This is a genomic window from Algoriphagus limi, assembly GCF_024919275.1.
Classification (GTDB): domain Bacteria; phylum Bacteroidota; class Bacteroidia; order Cytophagales; family Cyclobacteriaceae; genus Algoriphagus; species Algoriphagus limi.
On record NZ_JANWGH010000001.1, the window covers coordinates 272247 to 297242 of the forward strand.

24 protein-coding genes are annotated in these 24996 nt (G+C 37.5%); 21 read left to right on the forward strand and 3 right to left on the reverse strand.

The window, feature by feature from the left end; translation table 11 throughout:
* Positions 1 to 43 precede the first annotated feature (43 nt).
* From NY014_RS01165 to NY014_RS01255, 19 genes are all read left to right on the forward strand, one after another.
* A complete protein-coding gene (locus NY014_RS01165; RefSeq protein WP_259412694.1) occupies positions 44 to 250 on the forward strand; it encodes a PglD-related sugar-binding protein in 207 nt (68 codons plus the stop codon).
* Between the two features lie 122 nt (positions 251 to 372).
* The gene (locus NY014_RS01170) at positions 373 to 645 is read left to right on the forward strand and encodes an LbetaH domain-containing protein (protein ID WP_259412695.1); all 273 of its coding nucleotides are present in this window, start codon (positions 373 to 375) and stop codon (positions 643 to 645) included.
* Between the two features lie 32 nt (positions 646 to 677).
* Positions 678 to 1529, forward strand: coding sequence for a polysaccharide pyruvyl transferase family protein (locus tag NY014_RS01175; RefSeq protein ID WP_259414116.1), 852 nt, complete (start codon positions 678 to 680; stop codon positions 1527 to 1529).
* Complete coding sequence (locus NY014_RS01180) at positions 1519 to 2571, forward strand: acyltransferase family protein (RefSeq protein WP_259412696.1); 1053 nt, start codon at positions 1519 to 1521, stop codon at positions 2569 to 2571. The genes NY014_RS01175 and NY014_RS01180 overlap by 11 nt, the downstream gene beginning before the upstream one ends.
* Before the next feature lies 1 nt (position 2572).
* A complete protein-coding gene (locus tag NY014_RS01185) occupies positions 2573 to 3805 on the forward strand; it encodes an ABC transporter ATP-binding protein (protein ID WP_259412697.1) in 1233 nt (410 codons plus the stop codon).
* Positions 3805 to 4524, forward strand: a complete 720-nt coding sequence (locus NY014_RS01190) for a class I SAM-dependent methyltransferase (protein WP_259412698.1) — start codon at positions 3805 to 3807, stop codon at positions 4522 to 4524. Before NY014_RS01185 ends, NY014_RS01190 begins: the two co-directional genes overlap by 1 nt.
* Positions 4494 to 5411, forward strand: a complete 918-nt coding sequence (locus tag NY014_RS01195; RefSeq protein WP_259412699.1) for a glycosyltransferase family 2 protein — start codon at positions 4494 to 4496, stop codon at positions 5409 to 5411. The genes NY014_RS01190 and NY014_RS01195 overlap by 31 nt, the downstream gene beginning before the upstream one ends.
* Positions 5398 to 6519, forward strand: a complete 1122-nt coding sequence (locus tag NY014_RS01200; protein ID WP_259412700.1) for a glycosyltransferase family 2 protein — start codon at positions 5398 to 5400, stop codon at positions 6517 to 6519. The genes NY014_RS01195 and NY014_RS01200 overlap by 14 nt, the downstream gene beginning before the upstream one ends.
* The gene (locus tag NY014_RS01205) at positions 6516 to 7475 is read left to right on the forward strand and encodes a glycosyltransferase family 2 protein (protein ID WP_259412701.1); all 960 of its coding nucleotides are present in this window, start codon (positions 6516 to 6518) and stop codon (positions 7473 to 7475) included. The genes NY014_RS01200 and NY014_RS01205 overlap by 4 nt, the downstream gene beginning before the upstream one ends.
* A complete protein-coding gene (locus NY014_RS01210; RefSeq protein ID WP_259412702.1) occupies positions 7465 to 8325 on the forward strand; it encodes a glycosyltransferase family 2 protein in 861 nt (286 codons plus the stop codon). The genes NY014_RS01205 and NY014_RS01210 overlap by 11 nt, the downstream gene beginning before the upstream one ends.
* Complete coding sequence (locus tag NY014_RS01215; protein WP_259412703.1) at positions 8318 to 9202, forward strand: glycosyltransferase; 885 nt, start codon at positions 8318 to 8320, stop codon at positions 9200 to 9202. Before NY014_RS01210 ends, NY014_RS01215 begins: the two co-directional genes overlap by 8 nt.
* Before the next feature lie 4 nt (positions 9203 to 9206).
* A complete protein-coding gene (locus NY014_RS01220) occupies positions 9207 to 9926 on the forward strand; it encodes an FkbM family methyltransferase (RefSeq protein WP_259412704.1) in 720 nt (239 codons plus the stop codon).
* Positions 9919 to 10788 (forward strand): glycosyltransferase family 2 protein, encoded by an 870-nt coding sequence (locus tag NY014_RS01225; RefSeq protein WP_259412705.1) that lies wholly within the window; start codon positions 9919 to 9921, stop codon positions 10786 to 10788. The genes NY014_RS01220 and NY014_RS01225 overlap by 8 nt, the downstream gene beginning before the upstream one ends.
* Complete coding sequence (locus NY014_RS01230) at positions 10785 to 12122, forward strand: glycosyltransferase family 4 protein (RefSeq protein WP_259412706.1); 1338 nt, start codon at positions 10785 to 10787, stop codon at positions 12120 to 12122. The genes NY014_RS01225 and NY014_RS01230 overlap by 4 nt, the downstream gene beginning before the upstream one ends.
* A gap of 10 nt (positions 12123 to 12132) precedes the next feature.
* On the forward strand, positions 12133 to 13758 hold the full coding sequence (locus NY014_RS01235) for a glucosamine inositolphosphorylceramide transferase family protein (RefSeq protein ID WP_259412707.1): 1626 nt from the start codon (positions 12133 to 12135) through the stop codon (positions 13756 to 13758).
* Entirely contained in the window at positions 13755 to 14840 is a 1086-nt protein-coding gene (locus tag NY014_RS01240) for a glycosyltransferase (RefSeq protein ID WP_259412708.1), read from the forward strand. Before NY014_RS01235 ends, NY014_RS01240 begins: the two co-directional genes overlap by 4 nt.
* Positions 14841 to 15108: 268 nt before the next feature.
* Complete coding sequence (locus NY014_RS01245; RefSeq protein WP_259412709.1) at positions 15109 to 16287, forward strand: hypothetical protein; 1179 nt, start codon at positions 15109 to 15111, stop codon at positions 16285 to 16287.
* A gap of 201 nt (positions 16288 to 16488) precedes the next feature.
* The gene (locus NY014_RS01250; RefSeq protein WP_259412711.1) at positions 16489 to 16890 is read left to right on the forward strand and encodes a four helix bundle protein; all 402 of its coding nucleotides are present in this window, start codon (positions 16489 to 16491) and stop codon (positions 16888 to 16890) included.
* A 296-nt stretch (positions 16891 to 17186) separates the two neighbouring features.
* Positions 17187 to 18158, forward strand: a complete 972-nt coding sequence (locus NY014_RS01255) for a polysaccharide deacetylase family protein (RefSeq protein ID WP_259412712.1) — start codon at positions 17187 to 17189, stop codon at positions 18156 to 18158.
* Between the two features lie 46 nt (positions 18159 to 18204).
* Here NY014_RS01255 and NY014_RS01260 read toward each other — a convergent pair whose 3' ends face one another.
* The 3 genes from NY014_RS01260 to NY014_RS01270 all read right to left on the reverse strand — a co-directional run bounded on the left by NY014_RS01260 (position 18205) and on the right by NY014_RS01270 (position 21084).
* Positions 18205 to 19452 (reverse strand): glycosyltransferase, encoded by a 1248-nt coding sequence (locus NY014_RS01260; RefSeq protein WP_259412713.1) that lies wholly within the window; start codon positions 19450 to 19452, stop codon positions 18205 to 18207.
* Positions 19453 to 19967: 515 nt separating this feature from the next.
* Positions 19968 to 20891, reverse strand: a complete 924-nt coding sequence (locus NY014_RS01265) for a GNAT family N-acetyltransferase (protein ID WP_259412714.1) — start codon at positions 20889 to 20891, stop codon at positions 19968 to 19970.
* A gap of 52 nt (positions 20892 to 20943) precedes the next feature.
* Positions 20944 to 21084 (reverse strand): hypothetical protein, encoded by a 141-nt coding sequence (locus NY014_RS01270; RefSeq protein WP_259412716.1) that lies wholly within the window; start codon positions 21082 to 21084, stop codon positions 20944 to 20946.
* A gap of 597 nt (positions 21085 to 21681) precedes the next feature.
* On the opposite strand from NY014_RS01270, the gene NY014_RS01275 reads away from it, so the two are divergent.
* Positions 21682 to 22506 carry a polysaccharide biosynthesis/export family protein gene (locus tag NY014_RS01275; protein ID WP_259412718.1) on the forward strand — a complete coding sequence of 275 codons (825 nt, stop codon included), beginning with the start codon at positions 21682 to 21684 and terminating at the stop codon, positions 22504 to 22506.
* 5 nt (positions 22507 to 22511) lie between these two features.
* Positions 22512 to 24971: a GumC family protein gene (locus NY014_RS01280; protein WP_259412719.1), complete on the forward strand. Its 2460-nt coding sequence runs from the start codon at positions 22512 to 22514 to the stop codon at positions 24969 to 24971.
* Positions 24972 to 24996: the final 25 nt, after the last annotated feature.

Here is a 24996-nt window from a genome sequence, read left to right on the forward strand (position 1 = left end):
TAAATTCAGGTTTATCAAAAATAATTATTATTAAAAAAATAATATGCTTGTAGCCGGTGCTGGTGGACATGCTTTCGAACTCTTAGATATCCTGATCTCAGAAGGAAAAACCAAAAATCTGTACTTCTTCGATGAGATTAATCCTGGGGAAGTCTTTCAAGATCGCTTCCCTATTATTCATACTGAGGAACAGGTTAAGTCCTACTTCGAAAAGGATCCCTTCTTTATCCTTGGAACAGGTAATCCCTAGCCATGATATCAGTTTTATTTGTGATTCACAGGATTAGGAGGGAGGTTGATTTCCGTGCAGGGTAAAAGAGTGGCCTTTAGCAATTTCTCTTCAAGAGCAGAGGAAGCGGATATATTCAACTTATGTTTTACCGGAGCAAATACCCAAATTGGAAAGGGTGCCTTATCAATACCGGAGCCCAAATCTATAATGAAGTAAAAATTATAGAATTTACAGAAGTAAATCCTAGTGCGGTTTTGCTTGGTAAAGTTGAGTTTGATAGCTTCTGTTCCATTGGGGAAAATATAACCATTTTACCAGGAATCAAGCTTTGGGATAGTCTTTCTATAGAGGTGGTTATTCATAATGTGGAAGATGGAAAAACGGTGGTTGGAATTCCGGGGAGAGAATTTTAATCTTAATTTAATCAGAATAGATCTTGAATCGAGTGAAAGTAAATCTGAATAGTTTTGTTAACAAGACCATTAATATCAGGTCTACTTTTCAAAGCATTTATTCGAACGTTCCTCTTGTTTATTATTGGGATCACAGTACGAATTGGGGTGATTCTATAAACAGTTTCGTCTTTCAATCAATTCTTGGAAAGAAGGTATTTAGTTCAAACAAGGTTTTTAACCTCAGCAATCGAGAAGTAGTAACGGGTATCGGAAGTATTCTTAACTCCAAACTCTCAAATTACTCAGTTTGGGGGTCTGGATTCCTTTCAGAAGGTCATGGTCTGCGTACTTCACCAAATAAAGTTCTAGCAATTAGAGGAAAGTTGACGGGAAAAAAGATTAAAGACCAATTCGGAATTGAATGTGAAGTTTTCGGCGATCCTGGCCTTTTGTTCAGAGAGTATTACAACCCTGACCAAAAATTAGAGTATTCAATAGGGATTATCCCTCATTTTAAAGAAATGAATGAGCCAATTATCCATTCAATTAAAAGTAGATTCGCTAGCGAAATTAATGTTATCGATCCAAGAATTGACATTTTTGAATTTGCAAATGAGGTCAAAAAGTGCGAAAGGATTTTGAGTAGTTCTCTTCATGGTTTGGTCTTGGCAGAATCATATGGTATTCCAACAATTAGAATTAAAATTTCAAATAAACTTATTGGAGGTGATTTTAAGTTTTTAGACTATTATTCTGGTGTTTCCATTAAGCATTTCGAACTTTGTTTTTTGGAATCTTTTGAAATAAGAGATGTAATAAAAATCTCTAAGAAAGCATCAATTAAAGACCTTAATTTTAATTCTGTATTATTAGCTTCTGTCCTCCGAGAATATGAATGGTGATTTAAGATTAGAAAAACTCGGTTATATCCCCGAATTAGATGGCTTAAGGGCTCTTGCTGTATTTCTAGTAATGATTGCACATTCAAATATTTATTTTGGTTCAAATGGTGGAATAGGTGTAGATATATTTTTTGCTTTATCTGGGTTTTTAATCACTACCTTGATTTTTGAAGAAAAAGATAGGTATGGTAAATTTAACTTTAAATTTTTCTACGCTCGACGATTCTTTCGATTATTCCCAGCACTTTTTTTTTTCCTAATAGTTTCATTAGTATTAGTACTGTTATTTTTCAAGGAATCTTGGGATATCTTTATTGAAGAGTTTGTAGTGAGTTTCTTTTATCTTTATAATATATCTTGGTATTGGGGAGTGGCAACTGAACCATTTATGTTGTTTCATATGTGGTCTTTAGGTGTTGAAGAGCAATTTTATATTTGGTGGCCTTTAATTATTGTTTTTTTGACTCAAATAGTTAAAAGCAAGGCTATATTCCAGTTCCTATTATTTCTTTCCTTCTTGATATTTTTATTTAGTTTTTATCTGCAGAAATATCTTTTTTTTAATTCAATCTTCATGGATTCTATTTTTTTTGGTTCTATTCTGGGGTTATTACGAAGGAATTATTCTCTCAAATTTATCGAGAATAATCTTGTAATGTTTATTTCCTTAATGTTATTGTTTACTTTTTCAATAATCGATTTCGATTTTATTTCTAAATTAATTAAATCTGGTTATAGAGGAATATTTGGATTTTTAACTTGTCTTGTCATTATTAATTTTGTTTCTAAAGGTCAGGAATCAAGTATAAAGAGATTATTCCGGAGTAAAATTTTCACTTTTTTTGGAAAACTTTCCTATAGTTTGTATTTATGGCATGTAGTTGTTTTTGTTTGTTTTCGTGAAATAAAAATTTTTGAACCTTTTTTAAATTATTTATTGAAATTTTTTGTCTCCTTTATAATATCGTTTTTTTCATACTTCCTTATTGAAAAGAAAATTTTAAGATTTAGTAATTCCAAATACTCAGTTTTAATAAAATAGTTTGAGAACTCTTATTTCTGTTTCAAGTCTTTCCAAACGCTACCGCCTTGGCCTCAAAGAAAAGCAAGCGGAAACGCTGGCAGGACAGATTGGAAATATCATTAAATCTCCTTGGCAAAATCTAAAGCGACTTCGGGGCCTAAACCGGTTTGGACAGGAGGATGAATCTGTATTTTGGGCCTTAAAGGATGTTTCCTTTGAAGTCAAAGAGGGAGAAGTATTAGGAATTATTGGAAAAAATGGAGCGGGTAAATCCACCTTACTCAAAATCCTTTCTCAAATCACCGAACCCACTTTAGGTAAGATCGAAATCCATGGCAGGGTAGCTTCGCTATTAGAAGTTGGAACTGGATTTCATCCTGAGCTTTCTGGGAGAGATAACATCTACATGAATGGGACGATTCTCGGGATGACTCGACGAGAGATGGATTCGAAACTGGATGAGATTATCGATTTCTCAGGCGTGGAAAAGTTTATTGACACTCCTGTCAAGTTTTATTCTTCTGGAATGAAAGTTCGCTTAGGTTTTTCTGTGGCAGCTCACTTAGACCCTGAGATTTTGATTATTGATGAGGTCTTAGCTGTTGGAGATTTTGAATTCCAGAAAAAGTGTCTAGGAAAGATGGAGGATGTCAGCAAGAGTCAGGGAAGGACGATCTTATTTGTATCACATCAAATGGAAGCTATTCGAAATCTCTGTTCCAAGTGTATGCTTTTAAAGGATGGTCAAGTAATAGCAACTGGTGAAACAAATCATACGATTTCGAAATACCTTGGTTCATATCAGTTTTCTTTGAGAAAGGAGTTTTTTGATATACCAAATGCATCTATTAAATGGGTAGCCATTGACCCTAAAGGAATTGAAAATGGGGAATTTATTTTGGAGGTTTGCTTTGAATCTTCTAGGCACGTTCAATATCCTGTAGTAGGTTTTGTTATTTATAACCAGCTTGGAGCTCCTGTCTTTGGGTCTAATCCTAGATTTCATAAAGAAGATTACCATCCAAAAGGTGGTAAAAAAGGATTAATTAGAGCATATTTAAAAGAATTATCTCTGCATTCTGGAATTTATAAAATATCTGTTTGGTTTGGAGATGGTCTTAATGATTTTGAACATCATGAAGATGTGTTAGCCTTTGAATACTTATCACCCAATTCCTATACTCAAAAACCAAACCCCTTGATAATTGGGTCTTTTGACCCTATGGTTACTTGGGAGGCCGAAACTTTTTGATGATTAAGTACATTCATACAAAAGAAACCCACAATGAAAAGGCTCCTGACCTCATTCTTCCAATAGTATTTGATTTTTTTTCTCCAAATAGCATCCTTGATATAGGCTGCGGAATAGGTACTTGGCTCTCAGTTGCAAAGAAATTGGGGTTTAGGGATGTAAAAGGAGTAGACGGTGACTATGTTGACCGAAAGCTTTTAGGGAAGTACTTAATTGATGAGGAGTTTGTATCCCATGACCTTACTCAGCCTATAGACTTGGGTAAAAAGTTTGATCTATGCATTTGTTTAGAAGTTGCCGAACACTTGCCTGAATCAGCAGCTGACACCTTGGTAGAATGCTTAAAACGTCACTCAGAGATAATTCTTTTTTCCGCAGCAATTCCTGGACAAGGGGGGCAAAATCATTTAAATGAACAATGGCCAGTTTATTGGGCAGAAAAATTTTCAAAGCATAGTTATGTATTTCTGGATATTATTCGTCCTTTAATTTGGAACAATCCTAACGTGGATTTTTGGTATAAGCAAAATATATTTTTGGTGGTTAAAGATTCCAATGAATTAGCTTCTAAGTTTCCAAGTTCTTCTCTTTCCTTGGTTCATCCGGAATTGTATGAAACAAAGAATCAAATTTTTGAAAAAAGAATTGCCTTTTTAGAAAGGCAGTTAAAAGTACATCCTTTAAAGCGATGGCTAAGCAAATTAATGATGAAAAAATGAAATTGATTGATTTAGCTCCTTTTGAAAGAGTTTCTAATTACAGTCTTCTGGGTGTCCATGATATTTCCATTTTGATCAAGACCCTAGAGCGAGAAGCTCATTTAATTCAGCTGCTTTCTTCGATTCAGAAATATGGTTTTCAAGGCCCAATTTTAATTGCAGATGATAGTAAGGAGCCTTATGGAAAATCTGTAAAAGCAAAATTCCCTGACCTTCAAATCCACTATTTGGAACTTCCTTATGATACAGGCACCGCAGAGGGTAGAAATAAAATGCTAAAGTTGGTGCAAACCCCTTATTTTTTACTTTGTGATGATGACTTTGTATTTGACAAACGAACCCGAATTCCCCTAATGATCAAACTACTGAATGACTTTAATTTAGACATTTTGGGAGGAGTGTTTCGGCAACATAACCGTAAAACCCGATTAGGAAAGTATTTGCTTCAGTTCAATAAGTTTTTGAATAGATTTGATTTGACACTACCTAGTTATCAGTTTTATGAATACCATGCTGGCCTGAGTGTTGAGAAAGGTCGGATAGCACTATTTCCAGTTGCCTATATGAATCCGGTTACTATTTGTGATTTGACTCATAATTTCTTTTTAGCCAGAACTGAGAAAGTTAAAGCTTTTGAAGGCTGGAATCCTCTCCTAAAAGGAGGAGAGCATCAGAATTTTTTTATTCGTGCTAAATTGGCTGGGTTGAAGGTAGGGACTACCCGAAAATGTGGAGTTATCCATGATCAATGGACTCCAAATTCGGAGACTTATATAGCCTTGAGAAATCGCGGGAATGAGTATCAGATGATAGCACTTGAGGAGTTTGGGGTTGATAGATTAGATAACTACAGAGAGGTTTTAGGAGGAACATTTGGATTACCCTAATATTCAGTTCTCGATTATTATTCCATGCTATAATCATTCAAAATATTTGAATGACTGTTTTGAATCAATTTTATGTCAAGGTTTTCAAAATTGGGAAGCCATTTTAGTAAATGATGGAAGTAAGGATGATACAGAGGAGATTGCAAAGAAACTGATCAAGCAAGAATCACGGATAAAATATTTTTATCAAGAAAATCGAGGTTTATCTGCAGCTCGAAATACAGGAATGGCAGTCGCAAGGGGTGAATACCTACTATTCTTGGATGCAGATGATTGGCTTTATCCAGATTGTCTGAAAACGTATTCAGAATTTTTAAAGGAAAATCCTAAAAGTGAGCTCTTTAGATGCGGCTATTCTTATTGGAATTATCCCGATGGTAGAAAATATCATTCCCACAATCCAGGTGAAGATGGTCTAATCTATCCAAAGGTACTAACTCAAAATATTGGTCCTTGCCATTCCATTTTGATTCGCCGGGATTTTGCTGAGTGCTTTGGAGGTTTTGACAGTTCCTTGAAGAGCTGTGAGGATTGGGACTTTTGGATTCGTGCAGGTAAAATGGGAGCTAGGATGGAATCGATTTCTGAAACTTTGGTAGCCTATCGCTATGTCCCCAATAGCATGAGTCGAAATCCCCAAGTGATGTATCAGGCATTGACTGAAGTGAGTCAAAGAGCAGGGATAAAAGATCCTCGCCTTCCTAAAGATGCGCCTTTTAATCAAGACTACGATTTAGACTATGCAGAAATCCAAAAGAAACACCTGATCCGTATGCTTGGTGTTATGCTTCATCAAGGAAAAGTACATGAGGCAATTGAATGGTATAGGGAAGAAAAAGAAAAATGGAATTGGAAAATAAAAGCTAAAGATTGGAGTGGCTTAAGTTCCTATCTTTCCTGGGGATATTTTTTTGAAATAAAGGATATAGAAGAATTGCAAAAAGAGACTTTTCTCTATGTAGAACATTTTTTTATTCATTTGGGGTATTCAAAAAAGGAGAGTTTAAACCATTCCCGAATGGTTTTCGCACCTCAGTTGAAAAAAATGAATCATATCCGATATGGAAAAGTATTTGGAGCCATTATAAATCGTATATCAAGATTTTGAGTTGTAGTATAATCATCTGCACCTACAATGGAGAAACAAAACTCCAGAAAACGTTAAAGGCAATAATTAATCAAGAAACTGCCTTTCCTTGGGAATTGATACTAATAGACAATAATTCATCTGATAACACTTTTCCCTATTCTGAATCTTTTCTCGAAAACTCTGGAATTGACTATCGAGTAGAACGATACTTAAAGCCCGGTAAAATGTATGCATTTTGGTTTGGGATGAGTTTAGCGAAATACGATTTCATTTTAGATTGCGATGATGACAATGAACTTTTCCCTGATTTTTTGGAGGAAGGTCTAAAAATATTGAATTCCAAACCAAAGGTAGGTGCTTTGGGAAGTCTTGGAATATTACCTGAACAAAAGGTGCCAGACTGGTTTATTTTTTTTTCTAAAAGTTATGCTTTAGGTCCACAAAGAAATCATTTAGAGCCCTTACCGAAATTTGCCCATTTATACGGTGCCGGTTGTTTTTATAGAAAATCTATTTTGGATGATTTAAAAAAGAAGGGATTTGAGTCCTTACTTTCCTGTAGAAAAGGGGAAGAATTGACTTCAGGAGGTGATGTTGAGTTATGCCATGCTATACAACTAATGGGATACGATTTAATGTATTCAGAATCCTCAAAATTCTATCATCATATTGGGGAAGAAAGGATTAATTTTGAATACTATCTTCGCTTAAAGAAGGGTATTAGTAGTAGTTTTCCGATTTTGCTAGCCTATCAGTTCGATGAATATTCTAATTTTAGCGATTTTAAAAAGGCTCTTCTCTCTAGTTTCATTATTTTGATTAAGGGATTGATAAAAACATTCATTTTACCTAGGAACACTTATCAACGGAAAGTGGACTTTGTAGTAGTAAGAGCCAAATTTTGGGCTTTTTTTAAAAATTATCGTACTGCTATTGATGGATACAAACGAAACCAAAAAATTTTTGGATCCTAAAATCTCCATCATTATTCCTTTTTTCAATTCTGAATTCACACTGAAAAGAGCGGTTGATTCAGTGATTTCTCAAGACTTTTCAGACTGGGAATTGATACTGGTTAACGATGGAAGCACGGATGATTCACAAGGAATTGTACAAGAATACCTGATGGATAAAAGGGTCACTTACCTTTTTCAGGAAAATAAAGGCGTATGTGCAGCAAGAAATAAAGGGGCTTTCAATTCAAAGGCACAATGGTTGGTTTTTTTGGATTCTGATGATATGCTTCTTCCGGGTACTCTCTATAACATGGGAGAAGAAATTCAACAAAATCCTTCATATCAATATTTTCATTTTGGTGTAAGCTATACCAAAGGACAGGTAAGGGAGGATTGGTTTCCTTCACATTCATCGAATTTGAGCAAGCTTGCAGGATCTTTTTTGTTAAAAAAATCTGTTTTTTCTAGAGTAGGAGGGTATGATGAAAAGCTTAAATTCTCGGAAAACACAGAGCTTTTTCACCGAATTGAGTTGCTAAATGTTAAATATAAAATGATCCCCCGGGTAAGCGTAAATTATTTTAAAAGCGAGTCAGGGGGATCTAAAAACACAAAAAATATCCTAGATGGGTTGGAGTATATTTTGGAAAAGCATTCTAAAACTCTGACTAATCATGTTAAGTTTTTATATCATCAGTCAGCTGGAGTGATTTATATTCGGTTTAGGGATTTTCCTTCAGCCAAGTATCATTTGATAAAGGCATTAAAATTCAAACCTTGGGAAATCGGCACCTGGGCTAGATTAAGTTTGACTTTTATTCCCCCCATAGCAAAGAAAATTTACAAAACTGAAGTAAGCTTTGATTAAGCTGGGAGCATTCATTATCACCTATCATCGACCACAAATACTTTTGGATACGATAAGGGCTGTTTTTTCTCAAACTTATCCTCCTGATTTTATCTGGATTATAGATAATTCTGAAAACTTGGAGACCGACCATGCCATAGCTTCCTTGCTTGATTCCCGACTTCGCTACCATCGGATGGGCTATAATGCTGGACCTGCAGGGGCTGCTGCCAAAGGTCTTGAACTCTGTGCTAAGGAAGGGTCGGACTGGATTTATTGGGGGGATGATAACGATCCGCCTTTTCATTCGGATTGCTTTGAGCGCTTATTGGCTATTCGGGATATCAATCCCTTTTGTGGGGTTTTAGGGGCAGTCGGACAGTTCTTTGATCGGAAAAAGGGAGTGATCAAACGTGTTCAAACCTGTCTTTTGGAAAAGAAGGATTGGATAGAAGTTGATACCATTGCGGGAGGGATGTGTATGTTAGTTTCAGTTGAGGTGGTTAAAGCAGGAATTTTCCCAAATAAGGATTTATTTTTCGGTTTTGAGGAATTAGATTTTTGTTTGAAGGTTTCAAGAAAAGGATATTCTTTAATTGTGGATACTTCTCTTTTTTTACAAGCGAGAGAAATGTGGGGAAGAATAGAATTTGAAAGGCCTCCATATAAAAAGAAAAAAAAACTTTCGAGGGAATACTATAGCCTTAGAAATCTCCTATATATTTCTGACAGTCTAACCCTAAAAACAATGAAAAGAAACTTAATCAAAAAGTGGTTTTTCAAAATGTTTTATGGGTTTCGATATGGTTTCAGGTATGGTTTTTCTAATATGAAAATGATTGCCTTAGCATTTTGGCATTACTCTAATGGAGTAAAAAATAAGACAATAGATATTTAATTTTATGAGTCTTTTCGATAAACTGTCTATTTCCTTGGGTTATAGATTTCAGAACCTTTCAACTAAGTTTAAGGCTCGATCTATTTTTAAAAGAATTGGTAAGAAGTTAATGATTAGAGATGGGAACTCTGACATTCGAGTTTTTAAACAGATTTTTATAGATGAAGTATACAACTTTTTTCCTGATCAGTTTGAACCCAAAATAATAATTGATGCTGGTGCAAATGTGGGCTATTCTCCCATATGGTTTAAGCTAATGTTTCCAACATCTAATGTACTGGCGATTGAGCCAGAGGGTAAAAATTTTAAGATTCTGGAAAGAAATATTTCAGGGATTCCAGATATCAAAGCTCTGAAAAATGGACTATGGTATGAAGAAACCTCCCTTTCTATTAGCAATCCTTCTTCTGATAGCTGGGGTTTCAGATTGAACACTACAAATTCAAAAGGTGGAAATAAGATAGAGTCCATCACTATTCCAGATTTAATCACCAAATATTCCATAAACCAGATTGATCTATTGAAAATTGATATTGAAGGAGCTGAGTATGAATTATTTAAATATAAAGCTGAAACTTGGCTTCCATATGTAAGAATGATAATGCTAGAGGTTCATGATCATATAAAAGAAGGGTGTTCTTCAATGATTGATGGAGTGGTAATGTCTATGGGTTTTTCGAAATTTACTTCCAAAGAGCTAACGATTTACATTCGAAATGACTGAGAGAAAAGTCGCTTTAGTTTTAGTAACCTTTAATAGACTGGAAATTCTTAAGACGAATCTGTCCTATATAGAGAGGCAAACTAAAAATCCGGATTTTATTGTAATTGTAAACAATGGAAGCACTGACGGAACAACAGAATTTTTAATAACCAAGTCTGAATTTCATATAATCAACAAGGAGGAAAATTTAGGCTTTGGAGCTGGATTAGCTATAGGGATCAGTTATGCTAAGAACAGCTTAAATCCAGAATATTTTTGGCTGATGGATGATGATAGTTTTCCTACTCCTCAGGTTTTATCATTTTTGTATGATAATGCCCAAAAAATAAATCTAAATGGAGCTTTAGGGATTACAGGATTTGACCTTAAGCGTGGAATTCCTAAAGAAGTAGATGCAGGCAATAGGATTACCGAAGTTGGTTTTATTTTAGCTGATAATGCGCTGGTTTCTAAGTCGGCTTACGATTCAGTTGGGAACTTCCGGGATGACTTGTTTATGATGTGTGAGGATTATGATTTTTGTCTTCGGTTAAAGAAAAGAGGGCTATTTGTAGGGGTAGTTCAATCTGATGAGGTAAAAGTTGATAGGAAGCATTTGGGCTCTCAACCAAATTCCCAAGGGATAATTTGGAGAGGATACTATCATGCAAGAAATCATTTTTTGATACTTAGATCAAATTTTTCTGTAGAGAACCTCTTTTTTTATTTCTATAGGCAATCAAAATATTTAATTCACATCGCACTTTTTGGGAAAAATAAATGGGATAGATTTCGATTTAGAATTTTGGGAATCTGGCACGGGATTAAAGGTTACACTGGAAAAACTCTTGATCCCATAACTTTGAAAATATCAAAAAATTGAAGATCCTCTTCACACAAGACGCCTTAATAAATGCCGGTACTGAGCGGAGTAATTTTGAATTAATTTCTCGGTTCAGTTCTGATTTGGAGGTGGCTCTTGTCTATTTTTATCCTCATCATGAGTTAAAAGAAGTATATGATAGAGCCGGAATCCGGCTCTTTTTTTTAAATATCCCAGAGCGATATCATTTACTAAAGGGAACTTGGAGACTAATTCAGCTTATTCGAAAAGAGAAACCGGATTTGGTTGTTTCATCTTTGTGGCGGGCAGATATTATGAGTCGATTGGCTTGTTGGTTTACAAATACTCCTTTGGTCGGAACCTTGGTAAATGACAGTTATGCACCATTAGCTTGGAAAGATAAGAAAGGCTGGAAACATCAGGTGGTTTATTGGTTAGATCGCCTGACTTCGGGGATTCCCTTTCATTGGATTTCAAATGCTCAAGCTTTGGTTGATTCACATGTTAAGACTTTGGGGATTGATAGGGAAAAGATAACGGTAGTTTACCGTGGTAGAATGATTCCTGAATTGGTATGGAATGGTATTGGAGAAAGGGGAAAAGGGAATGGAGAGAAGGGAATAGAGAATAGGGATAATGTACTTAAGGAACAAAAGGACAACAATAAGACTGCTTCGGCTTTTCAAGAATTAGGGGATAAGTCAGACATTCAAGGTAAAAGCCTCGCAGTGACGGGCTTGACGGTTACAATTAGAAATTTCATTTCTTACGGTCGTCTTCTTGAGCGTAAAGGTTTTCAAGATGCTATACGAGCCTTTGCTGCAGTTATCAAAAAATATCCGGATTGTACCCTGACCATATTTGGTGATGGACCGTACCGCCTAGAACTGGAAAGTTTGATCCAAAAACTTGACCTACAAAACTCAGTCTTTCTCCCTGGGAAAATCCCAAACCCAATAGATGCCTTGATAAATGGTTACAACCCGAAAACAAATGTCACCCTGAGCGGAGTCGAAGGGTCTTTCCCCTGTGCTTCAAATAAAGATTGCCAACTAACTGCTCACTGCTTCCTGTTTCCCAGTTGGTACGAAGGTTTCTCCGGTGCTTTAGTGGAAGCCATGATGGCCGGGATTCCTATTATAGCCTCGGAAATACCGATGAATTTGGAAGCGGTGGAATCCAATAAATCAGCTTTGATTTTTCCGGTTTGCGATAATAAAGCCTTAGAAAAGCAAATGCTATTTGCTATTGAAAACCCGGAATTCATGTATCATTTGGGACAAGAGGCAAGAAATCAAGCTATCAAACGCTTTGATATCGAGAAGATAGCCAAACAGTATGAGGAGACTCTTATTAATCTTGCCAAAAAATAGTAGAATCTAAATGCTTCGAATAGTTCTTTTATTGGATTCTTTAGAGGTTTCCGCCTGGGTATGGGAAGCGATTTATCAAACCATGAAAGTGGAGCGTACTCAAATTGTTTTGGCAGTGGTGAATGAAAGTCCCAAACCTAGCGGTAAAAAATCTCCCTTTATTTATCGCTTTTATCGATGGGCTGACCGAAAATTGTTCCTAAAGCAACCGGATGCCTTTGCTAAGAAAAACTTGAAATCAATCCCCCATTGGAAAGTTCCTGAATTAAGGGGCAAGCCAATTCAAAAAAAGTATTCAGATTATTTCAATTCCGAAACTTTAGCAAAAATCAAATCCTATCAGCCTGATCTGATTATTCGTTTTGGTTTCCGAATCCTTCGTGGTGAAATTTTAAACATTGCCCCCTTAGGAGTTTGGTCTTATCATCATGGGGATCCTAGCTGTTTCCGGGGAGGTCCACCCTGTTTTTGGGAAGTAATGAAGCAGGAAGAGACAACAGGGGTTGTACTTCAAAAGCTTAATGAAAAATTGGATGATGGAGTTATTCTCTATCAATCCTGGTCCCAAACGGATCCGCTTTCTGTGCAGCGAAATGCCAATAAGGTCTTCTGGAAATCCAGTTATTTTATTGCAAGAGTTTTAAAGCAAATTAACCTTGAGGGGCTAGAATCTTGGAAGAAGAACCTTGGGAAAAAAGAAATTTATCTAAAAGAAAAGGGCCCCATTCTTACTCCTCCAACAACCTCTGAAATGCTGGGGCTATGGTTTGATTTATGGAAACGAAATTCTCTTAGAAAGAATCAAGAAAATTCAAGAAAGCCTCATTGGGAAATAAAAGTTGCTGCCAGAAAGCCTTTCCAAAATCCTCTTGAACCAAACTTTGATTTTCAATCGGTTTTACCTCCAAAAAATGATCATAAAAAAGGAGATTTTTGGGCTGATCCTTTTCCTGTTGAAAAAGGGGAAGAAACATGGGTCTTCTATGAAGAATTTGATGCTAAAAAGAATAAGGGTAGAATATGTGTTGGAAAATGGGATGGAAAATCTTTGATAGATAGGACAGTTGCATTGGAAGAAAATTGGCATTTATCCTATCCTTTTATTTGGGAAGAAAACGGTTCTTTTTATCTGATTCCAGAATCTGGGGAGGCGGATAATCTATTTATTTATGAAGCCGTGGATTTTCCCTATACCTGGAAAAATCTAGGGTTATTTTTTCAGGGAGAAGCTTTTGACCCCACAATAATAAAGACTGACGAGGGATATTGGCTGTTTGTAAATCAAAGACCTCATACCGGAGCTTCACCTTTTGTTGAACTCAATGCATACTTTTCAAAATCCTTACTAAAACCTCAATGGGAAGCCCATGCAGCAAACCCTATTGTTTCTGATGTCCGCTCCTCCCGTCCGGCAGGAAGGATTTTTGAATGGGAAGGAAAGCTATACAGGCCTGCACAGGACTCCGGAAAAAGATATGGTCATCGGATTAAAATTCAGGAGATTCAAGAATTGACTTTGAAATCATATTTGGAGAAAACCGTCCGAATTTTGGAACCTGAGGAAGCAGCTTTGGGTACACATACGTTTAACTTTTCCAGCCATTGGATCTTCTCAGATTCCTATTTTAGAAGATGAAAATATTTCAGGTAATTCAGAAACCCCAAGCTCGGGGAGTAGAACTTTTTACTGCCTTACTTTCCGAAGAATTACAAAAGCTGGGGCATGAGGTGGTCTTAATATCTATTTTTCAAGGTTCTGCAAACCTTCCATTTTCGGGTAAACAAATTCACTTAAACAGACCCCTCAATAAAAGATTTTGGGATTGGTCAGCATGGAAAAATTTTGGGGAATTAGTGAAAAAAGAGTCACCAGACTTGATTCAAGCCAATGCAGCTGATACTTTGAAGTTTACCGTTTTTTCTAAAAAGCTTTTTGGCTGGAAGACACCCGTCATTTTTCGAAATGCCTCTTTGATGAGTACCTATATCCAAAATGTAGGAGTACGGAAGTTCAATGAATTTTTGTTGAATCAGGTGCAAGGGATTACTTCCGTCTGTGAAGCCTCTCAAAATGATATGAATGCAGCTTTTTCATTGAAAAAACCGAGTTTGAGAATTGTTCCTATTGGTATTCAATTTCCTGGCACTTCAACAAAAAGTCAAAAAAATGGGACAATGGAATTAGTTCATATAGGGGGATTTACTTTTGAAAAAAATCATACCGGACTGCTAAATATTTTTGGTGAAATAAAAGAGAAATATCCTGATACAAGGTTAAAACTGATAGGAGATGGACCACTTTTCCCCCAGATAAAAGAGGAAATCAAAAAAAGAGGGTTAACCAAATCAGTTGAGCTTCTGGGAGTACTTTCCAATCCGTTCTCTCATCTATCCACTAATTCAATTCTACTCATTCCCAGCTTAATAGAGGGCTTTCCAGCTGTGATTTTAGAGGCCATGTATCATAGAATTCCTGTCATCGCCTACGGGGTAGGAGGAATTCCTGAAATTTTAAAAAATGGGGAAACCGGCTGGTGTATTCCCCCTAATGATTCCCAAGCTTTTATTCAAGCCATCCATGAAGTCATGACCCTAGATGAAGATTCCAAACAAAAAATCCTCGATGAAGCCCACCATCTTGTCACCACCCATTATTCCCTCCCTCAAGTCACCCTCCAATTCGAACATTTCTACAAATCCCTCCTTAAACAAAATTGACCATTCCCCCCTCAAGGGGGGCTAGGGGGGTAATTAATCAATTCGTCAATTCGTCAATTCATAAGTTCGACAGTTCCTCAATTCCACAGTTCCCCAATTAAACAATTCCCCAACTCTCAACCCAAAACCTAGAACCTTTTAACTCTTAACCTTTAACGTTTAACATTTAACCTCTAAGTCTTTTATATTTGAAATAAACTAACCTGAATTCCCTTTGCTTGGAGCAGTTCTTCTAGTCATCTTTCTTTTTTTCGTCTCTCAACCTATTTTGAATAACCTTCAAAAGGAGCATAAATGGTTGAAAGCTGGACTATTGAACCAAATGTATTGGTATCATATGTTTTTTGGGTTGGTTTATTGGACCTATGCTCAATTCAATCGTTCCGATTCCCTGATGTATTTTCTTAGTTATAAACATTATAGAAATTGGTTTGATGCTTTTGAACCAGGTACACTTTTTATTGAATGGGTTAATTATCCATTTGCCAAGTGGTTCGGCTTCAATTATGATATGATGATGTTCTTCTCCACCTGGGTGGGATTTTGGGGCTTTGTCTACTTTTATTGCTTTATGAAGGAAAACTTGCGTTTCAATCCTAAGTTCGAAGGTTGGGATGCCATCACCATTTTTATGTTTTTGCCTAATATGCACTTTTGGACGGCATCCTTAGGAAAGGGAGCTTATATCTTTGCAGGCTTAGCATTTTTGACTTATGGTCTTTCCTGGCCTGGGAAACGAATCTTTTTAATGATTTTGGGAGGCTTTATTTGCTACATGATTCGTCCCCATATTTTGTTTGCTGTTCTAATAGGGATGGGGGTAGGTTTCATTCTCGGTAGGGAAAAGGTTCCTATGTATCAGAAATACCTAGCTGCTGCTGCAGGTATTGTAATCAGTATTTTAGTGTATGATAAGTTGCTTATTTACCTGGGCTTTGATCCTAATAATGTAATGCAAAGTTTTGAGGAAGAGACAGAGTTGAATGCACAGCGTTTGCAGTCTGCTGGTTCAGCAGTGGATATGACTTCTTATAGCTTACCTATGAAGCTTTTTACTTTTTGGTTTCGACCTCTTTTTGTGGATTCTCCGAATGCATTGGGATTGGTTGTATCCATGGAAAATGCCCTCTATATCTATATGTTCTCTAAGATTTTTAAGAAGAGCTTTATTGATTACATCCGCATTGCACCTGCCATGGTGAAGATGTCGGCGGTAGTTTTTGTGTCCATTTCTATCTCCATGACCTTTGTGATGTCGAATTTGGGAATCATCATCCGTCAGAAGTCCCAGATTATGTATTACATGCTTTTTGTGATCGTGGCCTTTATGGATTGGGAAAAAACAAACCGAATCAAGAAGCGCGCAGAAATCTATAATCGCATCGTCGAGCGGGAGAGAAGGGAAAGAGAGGAAGTTGCCGTGGGGATTGTAGGGAGTGGGGAATAATGGAGAAAAGAGAGAAGGGAAAAGAGAATAGGGAATAGGGAGTAGGGAAAAGGGATTAGAGAAAAGAGATAAGGTAATAAAGTCCAATCCCTTATCCCTTAATCCCTCAATCTCTTGTTCCCCAATCCCTCAACCCTCAATCCCTCATCCCTTATCTCTCAATCCCTCATCACTTAACCTCTTTATTTAATTTTTAAAATCATGCAAAAGTCAGATAGCTTTGAAGACTTGATCTGTTGGCAAAAGGCCTACAATTTGAAGCGTAGGTTGAAAAGAGAAGTTCTCCCAAAATTACCACGAACTGAAAAGTATGAGTTATATTCTCAGATTCTCCGGGCTTCTCGTTCCTCAACAGCCAATATAGCAGAAGGTTGGGGTAGATTTCATTATTTAGACTCCAATAAGTTTTATTATAATTCACGAGGATCTTTATCTGAAATACTCGATCATTTGATTGAGGCAAGGGACAATAATTATATCGATGAAGAGCTATTTACTGAACTTAAAAAAGATGTTTTAGAGGCAATTAGAGTTTTGAATGGCTATATTTTTTATCTGAAGCGAGAGCATGTAAATTCTTTGAGGAAAGGAAGAAGGGAATAGAAAATTGGGAATAGAGAAAAGAGAATAGGGAAAAGAGAATCCCTTATACCTCAATCTCTAATCCCTTATCTCTCAATCCCTCAATCTCTAGTCTCCAATCCCTTAATCCCACCCTGCACCCTGGCCCCTCGCTAAAATGCTCATCAAGCTTTTCTTAACGCTCGGTCCTCCCTCAATCCTTCAATCTCTCATCCCTCAATCTCTCATCCCTCATCCCTCATCCCCAATCCCTAATCTCTAATCCCTCTATTATTTCTTCTTTTTCTTATCTTCAAGAATTAAAGTAATACCTCACCATGCCCGGAATATTTACCATTTCACTGGACTTTGAATTGCTTTGGGGGATTTTTGACAAAGTAGGGGCAAACTACAGCCCGAAATATTTTTCTAATACCAGAAAGGTTGTTCCCAAAATGCTAGATCTTTTTGGTAAAAATGAAATTGCGGTCACCTGGGCTACGGTGGGGATGCTCTTTGCCGAGAATGAGGAGGAATGGGAGCAGTATTCTCCCGAACATTTGCCATCTTATCGAGATAAAAAATTATCAGCCTATCAATGGGCAAAAAATCATGGCATTCGGCCTGAGGTTCATTTTGCGCCGGATTTGATTAAGATGATTTTGGGTACCCCTTTTCAGGAATTAGGTTCGCATTCCTATGCCCATTTTTACACCCTAGTAAGAGGGCAAAGTCCGGATCAGTTTCGCAGTGATCTTCGAGCCACTCAAAAGATTGCATCGGATAAGTTTGGGGTACAGCTTCGTTCTCTTGTTTTTCCAAGAAATCATATCAATGAATTATACCTTCCCATTTGTTTGGAGGAGGGCTATGAATTTGTTAGAGGGAATCCGAAGAACTGGTTTTGGCAGGAGACCCAACATGAGAGTTGGAGTAAAAAATGGTTTCGCTCTGCTGATTGCTTTATTCCTACGGGTGAGCGAACAACTTTTCGAAGAGAAGATATTCTGCATTTTCCGAATGAACCTGTGATCATTCCTGCTTCTAGAATTCTTAGGCCTTATAATCCTGGCCTTCCTTTAATTAATCAGGCTCGACTCAAGCGCGTATTGGGGGAGATGGAATGGGCATCCAGAAATGGGGAGTATTATCATCTTTGGTGGCACCCTCATAACTTCGGTCATAATCCAGAAAGCAGTATGAAAGAACTCGAGCAAATCCTTCAAAAATTTCACGAACTGAATGAGGAATTCGGATTCCAATCCAAATCCATGAGCGAAGTAGGGGAAGAGATTTTGGAGCGGGTTTAGGAATGAAAAATAGAATTGGTTTTCTATCCGAATTGAAGGTTGCTTTTTAGCCTTTATCCAAGACTTGAAGATAAATCTTTTCCAAATCACCTACCATACGCTTCATACTGAAATTCCGCTCTACTTGTGATCTCGCTGCTTTTCCGAGGCTGGATTGTAATTTATTATCATTCAGAATTTTCAAACAGTATTCCTCTAGCTCTTCCCAATCATCGATTCCGGATAAGTAGCCTTGTACTCCATGTTGGATAACCTCTCCAATTCCACCAGCTCGGGTTGCAACTACCGGAATCTCACAGGCCATTGCCTCCAGCATCGCTATGGGAAGCCCTTCGAATTCCGAGCTACTGAGGTAAATATCCATAATGTTAAGGTAGGGGACTACCTCTTTTTGTACCCCGACTAGATGGAAATTTTTAGCCTTTCCTGAAGAATAGATTTGCTTTTCCAATCTTCCCCTCCATTCTCCATCACCTACCAAGAGAAAATGTACATCCTGCCTTTTTTCCAAAATCCGCAAAGCCAGCTCCACCCATAACCAAAGCCGCTTTTGCGACCGAAAGACGGCTACCTTCCCAATCACTTTCGCCTCTTTTGGGATTTTTAATTTTGATTTTAAGTCTCTTACCGAAATTGGTTTAGGGATAGCTACTTCTTTTTCTTTATTCACCTCAATTCCTAACTCCTCAATCCCCAATCCCTTTTCTCTATCCTCTATCGTCTTGCTACTTACTACTTGCTTCTTGATACTCTTAAATACTTCCGTATTCACTCCATTTTGAACAACCTGAATTTTGGGCTTTTCCCCTCTTTTATAAGGATCCCAAATAGAGTTCAATTGCATGGATAAGGCTACCTCATTGGATACTGCAATAGCGACATCCTGCTTTTTGAAAGTTAGTCGATTACCCCAATAGGAAACCTTATTGTAGCGATCCCAGGTATTGTGTTCGGTGTAGACGATAGGAATATCAACTTGTCTTCCCACCGCTCGGGCCAGGATACCTGCCCAGGGAAGATGGGCGTGAATGATTTGAAATCCGTTTTCTAAAATGAATTTTTTGACCTTAGAAACTTGAAAAAATAGACCCAGATTTCCAGAAGGGATAAGATGAACTTGAATCCCTGCTCTTTCCAGTTCGTCTATGATATTTTCTTTTTGACGATAAAAGTAGAGGCAGTGAAACTCGAAGCGGCTTTGGTCATGAACCAAAGCAGTTTCAGGAATCAGTTTCTCAGCTCCACCTCGGCCGAGGGATTTAATCAGGTGGAGTATTTTGATCTTTTGGGTCAATGTGCCTACTGTTAGTATGCAAACCTAAGGAAAGGTGCCTTGAGAATAAAATAAACGGTGCTAAAAAGACCTTGAAGGTTTTGATATCGTGTCCCTCTTGCTGGCACTAACTTCTAGTTTCCTAACAAGGATTATGGGCTAGCGCTTGAAAAAAATATATCCAATATACCCACGGTTAAAACCGCGGGCTATTGATTTATATAGCCGTCGTGAGTGCCTGGCTGCCATAGGCGAGGTTATCAAGTTTAGACCCCGCTGGGGCCTTAATCCCCTTTGCTACTGAATAGCTAATTATAAAGCGAGTCTTTCTAATAAGGCGACACATCATGTAAGGAATATCTTCTGCTGTGGTGGGAAAGCACGACTGAGGTGCGTATATCTAGCCGAAGGCGTATCTTACGAAGCGCAGCTGAGTGTTTCTTCTGCCACGGCAGGCAGGCGCTGAACGAAGTGAAGCATATCTCACTGAAAGCATATTTCGCCGTAGGCATATTCAACCTTATTTCCCAATTAATTTAAAACAACTCCAAATCCCCTAAACTCCATTTCCAATCCAGAAATCTAGGATCCAATCCATCCTGAAGTTTCCGGAGGGTGACTAGTGGACCTTGGGTTAATATTGGAACAGATCCTAAATTGAGAATTTTGGAATCATAGGTTAAGCCTGAGAAACTAATCCATACCGCTCCACTTTTTTTGCTTAATTCCTTGAATTGCTTTTGGAGTTCCTGCTTTTTGAAATTTGGGAATGTGAATAAATTTGTTACCCGAAGCTCCTTGCCTTTTTTACCATCCTTAAGTCGGTAAACCAATAAAAAAGTCTCCTCATCGCTTAAATAATGGTAGTTTGTAATAGGACAAGTTGAATAACGCCAATGAAGGTATCCCGGAACAATTTTCGTTTGAATCCCTGGTAGAATCGGATACTCATTTTCGATTTTCTTGATCAATGAGTCTATTTGAAACCAATCGGAAGCGGGGAGAGATTCTTTAGATTTTTGGGGAACTTTTAGCTTGATTTTAAGGGGAAGCTTCCCCCAGGTTTCCCAACCCATTTTCAGGTATCCGGGAAGACTTTTTTCGTTTGGGGTATTGAAAATGAATTGAACCCCTTCATTTTGTAATTCTTCAAGAAGTTTGAGGGTGAGTTGAGTGAAAAAGCCTTTTCCTTGATAAGCAGGATGGATGGCAGTGTCCACAGCTCGTCCTGAAAGGATTGTTTGATTTTTATCTTGAAACTCCCATCTTAAGAATGTTCGAATACCGGTCAGCTTTCCCTCATCTTCTGCTACCAAAATCGGAGATTTTCCGAAGGGATTTTGTTCATGTTTCCACTTCCAAAATGCCTCTGATTTCGGCATAAGGCTCTCCCCCAAGGATTCTTTGAGAAGTTGGATGATTTGGGGGATATCGGCTTCGGTTCCTTTTCGAAATAACATCCTCTAAAAATAGAATACTTTGTTTAAATCGGCTAGGAGTTTCTTTTTGGTGTTATCTGAGATTGTAATCCAAAAGGAACATATCCTGCTCGGGAATAGAAAAAACTTCGATATTCATCATTCTACATTCGATATTTAAAATCTTTATTAATCCTGAATTTCCATTTCCATCTTGCTGGCACAAATTACTCATTTCCATTCTTTAGATTCTGCGCCAGCGCTTTAATGGAGGGGGACTTTTTTACCCGGGGTTGAAACCCCGGGCTACCAATGTTGGGCTCCTCTGGAGCCTACTCAAAATCTAAAATATTCATTATTCTATTTTAGAAATTGTCAATTCCTAAACTTTCCTAAAACCTCATTTCCATTTTGCTGGCACCGATTATTCTTTTTCATTTTTTAGATTGTGCGCCAGCGTTGGCTGCGGAGGCGGATCTCCGGTACCCACGGTTAAAACCATGGCCTGTCTGCCGTAGGCGGGGCTATTGAAATTTGGCTCGGAAGTAGTCTTTTTCCTCGTGAGACCTATTCAATAACTTCGATATTCATCATTCTGCATTCCTCATTCCCCATTCCCCATTCCTCATTCCCCATTTCTCATTCCCCATTCCCCATTCCTCATTCCTCATTTCTCATTCAACATTCATAATTCTTCATTATTTCATCAATCCACCTCGTATTTCGTACATCGTAAATCGTACTTCATAAATCATGCTTCGTATTTTCCCTTTTTCTACTTCTTCACCCCAACAAATTATCTATATTTGAGAGGCTTTTGCATTTTATGTGTATGAGAAAAATCTCACTGTATTTTCTTTTTTTATTGCTTTTGGGAGCTAGCTGCATAAGCAATAAACGAATTACCTACCTTCAAAATTTATCTGATAGCACTTCCTATGAATTGAATGAGTTTATTCCTTTCGCAGAAATAGATTATGAATATATTCTCCAGCCTTATGACATGGTAGAGATTGACTTTGCGTCTTCTGATGAAGAATTGACGGAGGCTTTTTCCTATCAAAATAGTCGCAATATGGGAGGAATCCGTGGAGGTGCAGGAGGTGGCACTGGCCAAGGTTCAGATCCCCTTTACTTTATGGGTTATTCCATAGATAAAGATGGAATGGTGGAAGTTCCTAAATTGGGAAAGATCAAAATCGCCGGTCTTACTGAAGAGCAGGCAAAAGAGAAGGTAGAAACTGAAATCAATAAGTTTTTTAAGGAGGAAGTTTATGTCAAACTTCGAATTGCTGGGATACGCTATACCACCTTAGGTGAATTCAATAGCGTGGGAGTTCAGATTATTTATAAAAACAGAGCCACCATTTTTGATGCCTTAGCTAATTCTGGAGAAACAACCTTGCTTGGTAAGAAAAACAAGCTTTTTATAATTCGTCAATATGATGGGGGAGTAAAAATTCATCAGATTAACTTGAATGACCGAGCCTTGTTGGCTAGTCCTTTTTATTTCATTCAACCCAATGATATTTTGTACATGGAACCGATGAAAATCCGACAAATCGGTACTGCAGATAACTTAACTGCCTCGCTTGCACTTTTTGCAGGATTGCTGGCATCTACTTTGTTAATCATTAACTTAGTAACAGGGAATTAAGTACCATGGAGAAGTTAGATCTCAGTCAATTAGATAATGAAGAAAAAGCATTAGAGATTCGCTACGTCGTAGCGAAATATTCTCGGTATTGGCCATGGTATGCTCTTTTCATTATAATATTTCTGATTGGCGTTTTCCTCTTTCATCGATATACAGTGGAGGAATATGAAGTTCGGGGATCAATAGTGATTAAGACTAACAATTCTCCAGAATCAAGAATTCTAGACAGATCTAATATTTTTAATTCAGGTCCTAATCTTGAAAATGACATCCTTCGGCTACGTTCCAAAAATTTGGCTCGGGAGGCTTTAAAAAAATTACACTTTGATGTAGAGTATTTTGCTAAAACTAATATTAAGGACATTGAATTATATGATCGATCTCCTATCAGAATTGATGTGGATTGGAATCATTTGCAGGTGACAGATACTCCTGTAGAGTTAGTAATTCTATCCGATGAGAATTTTAAGTTGATGCCTCCGGAAGGTAGTGTTTTGGATTTTAATCCTGCTCAAGCTGCTGGAGATGAAAATGTTTTTAATAAGACTTACACTTTTGGACAAGAGGTAGAAACGGCCCGATCAAAGTTTACAGTTCATTTGGTAAATCCAGGCAGGGTAGGTGACATCGTTATCTTTAAATTCATCAACCCTTCAACTTTGGAAGATCGTTTGGCAAGATCAGTAAGTGTTTCCCTTGAAACTCATTTTAGTTCAGTCTTAACCATTACTACCACCACCAAAGTGGTAGAAAAAGGAAGGGACTATATCAATGCCTTGATGGAGTCCTACATTGATTATGACCTGAATGAGAAAAACAAAATTCAGGAAAATACTATCTCCTTTATCGAAGAGCAGTTAGGCTACTTGGAGGATTCTTTGAAGCAAAAAGAAAGGGAACTCCAGGAGTTTAAGGTTGAAAATAAATTGTTGGATGTCTCTGCAGAATTTTCTAATATCCTGAGCAAAATGAATTCCCTAGATGAGCAAAATGCTGAATTGGATTATCAGCTGGCTTATTTTGAGGAAATTAAACGCTATATGGAGCAGAAGAGTAAAGATTTTTCTGATGTGATTGCTCCATCTGTAATCGGTGTTCCTGATCCTTTGTTAAATGGTTTGATACAAACCTTGGTTACCCTTTCACAAGACCGAAGAAAGTTACTAGCCACTGTAAATGAAAACCATCCCGAGGTGATCAAGATCGATGTGCAAATGGAAAAAGTCCAGGATGCACTTTTTGAGAATGTGGTTAACCTTATTGAAAACACGAAAAAGCAACAGCGAAGCATTCAGCGAGAAATTGCCAACTATGATGCGGAGTTTGCAACACTTCCTGAATCCGAATCGCAGTACACTGGGATCTTTAGAGAGTTTAAGCTCCGAGAATCACTTTATACCTATTTGCTTGAAAAGCGTGCAGAAGCAGGAATTGCAAGAGCTTCAAATGTTTCAGATAATGCAATTTTAGATACAGCCAAACAAGGGACTTTGGTCTTTCCTAAGAAGCAGCAAAACTATGCTTTGGCTGTTGTTATGGGCTTTTTAATCCCATTTGGCTTCATTGTAATGCGGGATATTTTTGATGATACAATCAAGGATCAGCGCGATTTGAAGAAGCATTTCATGATTCCGCAATTGGGTATTATTGGATTTTCTACCAAAGGCACCAATAAGGTGGTATTGGAGCATCCAAAGTCAGCTGTTGCTGAATCCTTCCGTTCCTTGAGATCTGCGATAACCTATTTAGCCAGTGGGAAAAATACAAAGAAGATATTGGTTACCTCCTCTGTTTCAGGTGAAGGAAAAACCTTTACTTCCTTGAATTTAGCTTCTGCTATGGCCTTGGGATCAAAGAAGACCGTTGTAGTGGGCGGTGATTTGCGTAGACCAAAATTGGCGGTTTATTTCAATCACAATGATAAGGTAGGACTCTCTTCTTATTTGATTGGAAAAGTGCAGGCTGAGGAAATTGTATTCCCTTCAGAGCATGAAAATTTATTTTTCGTGCCATCAGGTGTTATCCCTCCAAATCCTGCCGAATTGTTACAAACCCAGAGGCTAAAAGATTTCCTAGCCTACTTGGAATCTGAGTTTGATGTGGTTATTTTCGATACTCCTCCAATGGGATTGGTTTCCGAGACCATTGATTTGATGCGTTTGTTTGACATCAATCTCTATGTGGTTAGACAGAATTATACTGTAAAAGACCACTTGGTAATGATTAATGACTTGTTCAATAACAAGCAGGTTTCCAATGTATATGGTGTATTCAATGGAATTATCAATTCCGGATACCACTATGAAGGTTACAACTACGGATACGGAAACACCTACTTATACTCTCAAAACAACAAGTACATGTATAATTACTACGGAGATGATTTGGAAACTAAAAAGAAGAAAATCAAATCCAAAAAGCCTTCAATTGTAAGCAAGCTTAAAAAGCTTTTCCGCACTAGGTAGTTTTTCGATCCTATATTTCAGCTTC

Coding starts and splice junctions, on each gene's coding strand:
- NY014_RS01255 (WP_259412712.1), top strand. CDS start 17,187: ATGCCCGGAATATTTACCATTTCACTGGACTTTGAATTGCTTTGGGGG.
- NY014_RS01220 (WP_259412704.1), top strand. CDS start 9,207: ATGAGTCTTTTCGATAAACTGTCTATTTCCTTGGGTTATAGATTTCAG.
- NY014_RS01225 (WP_259412705.1), top strand. CDS start 9,919: ATGACTGAGAGAAAAGTCGCTTTAGTTTTAGTAACCTTTAATAGACTG.
- NY014_RS01265 (WP_259412714.1), bottom strand. CDS start 20,891: ATGTTATTTCGAAAAGGAACCGAAGCCGATATCCCCCAAATCATCCAA.
- NY014_RS01235 (WP_259412707.1), top strand. CDS start 12,133: ATGCTTCGAATAGTTCTTTTATTGGATTCTTTAGAGGTTTCCGCCTGG.
- NY014_RS01190 (WP_259412698.1), top strand. CDS start 3,805: ATGATTAAGTACATTCATACAAAAGAAACCCACAATGAAAAGGCTCCT.
- NY014_RS01275 (WP_259412718.1), top strand. CDS start 21,682: ATGAGAAAAATCTCACTGTATTTTCTTTTTTTATTGCTTTTGGGAGCT.
- NY014_RS01195 (WP_259412699.1), top strand. CDS start 4,494: ATGGCTAAGCAAATTAATGATGAAAAAATGAAATTGATTGATTTAGCT.
- NY014_RS01250 (WP_259412711.1), top strand. CDS start 16,489: ATGCAAAAGTCAGATAGCTTTGAAGACTTGATCTGTTGGCAAAAGGCC.
- NY014_RS01280 (WP_259412719.1), top strand. CDS start 22,512: ATGGAGAAGTTAGATCTCAGTCAATTAGATAATGAAGAAAAAGCATTA.
- NY014_RS01270 (WP_259412716.1), bottom strand. CDS start 21,084: ATGAGTAATTTGTGCCAGCAAGATGGAAATGGAAATTCAGGATTAATA.
- NY014_RS01240 (WP_259412708.1), top strand. CDS start 13,755: ATGAAAATATTTCAGGTAATTCAGAAACCCCAAGCTCGGGGAGTAGAA.
- NY014_RS01170 (WP_259412695.1), top strand. CDS start 373: ATGTTTTACCGGAGCAAATACCCAAATTGGAAAGGGTGCCTTATCAAT.
- NY014_RS01165 (WP_259412694.1), top strand. CDS start 44: ATGCTTGTAGCCGGTGCTGGTGGACATGCTTTCGAACTCTTAGATATC.
- NY014_RS01180 (WP_259412696.1), top strand. CDS start 1,519: ATGAATGGTGATTTAAGATTAGAAAAACTCGGTTATATCCCCGAATTA.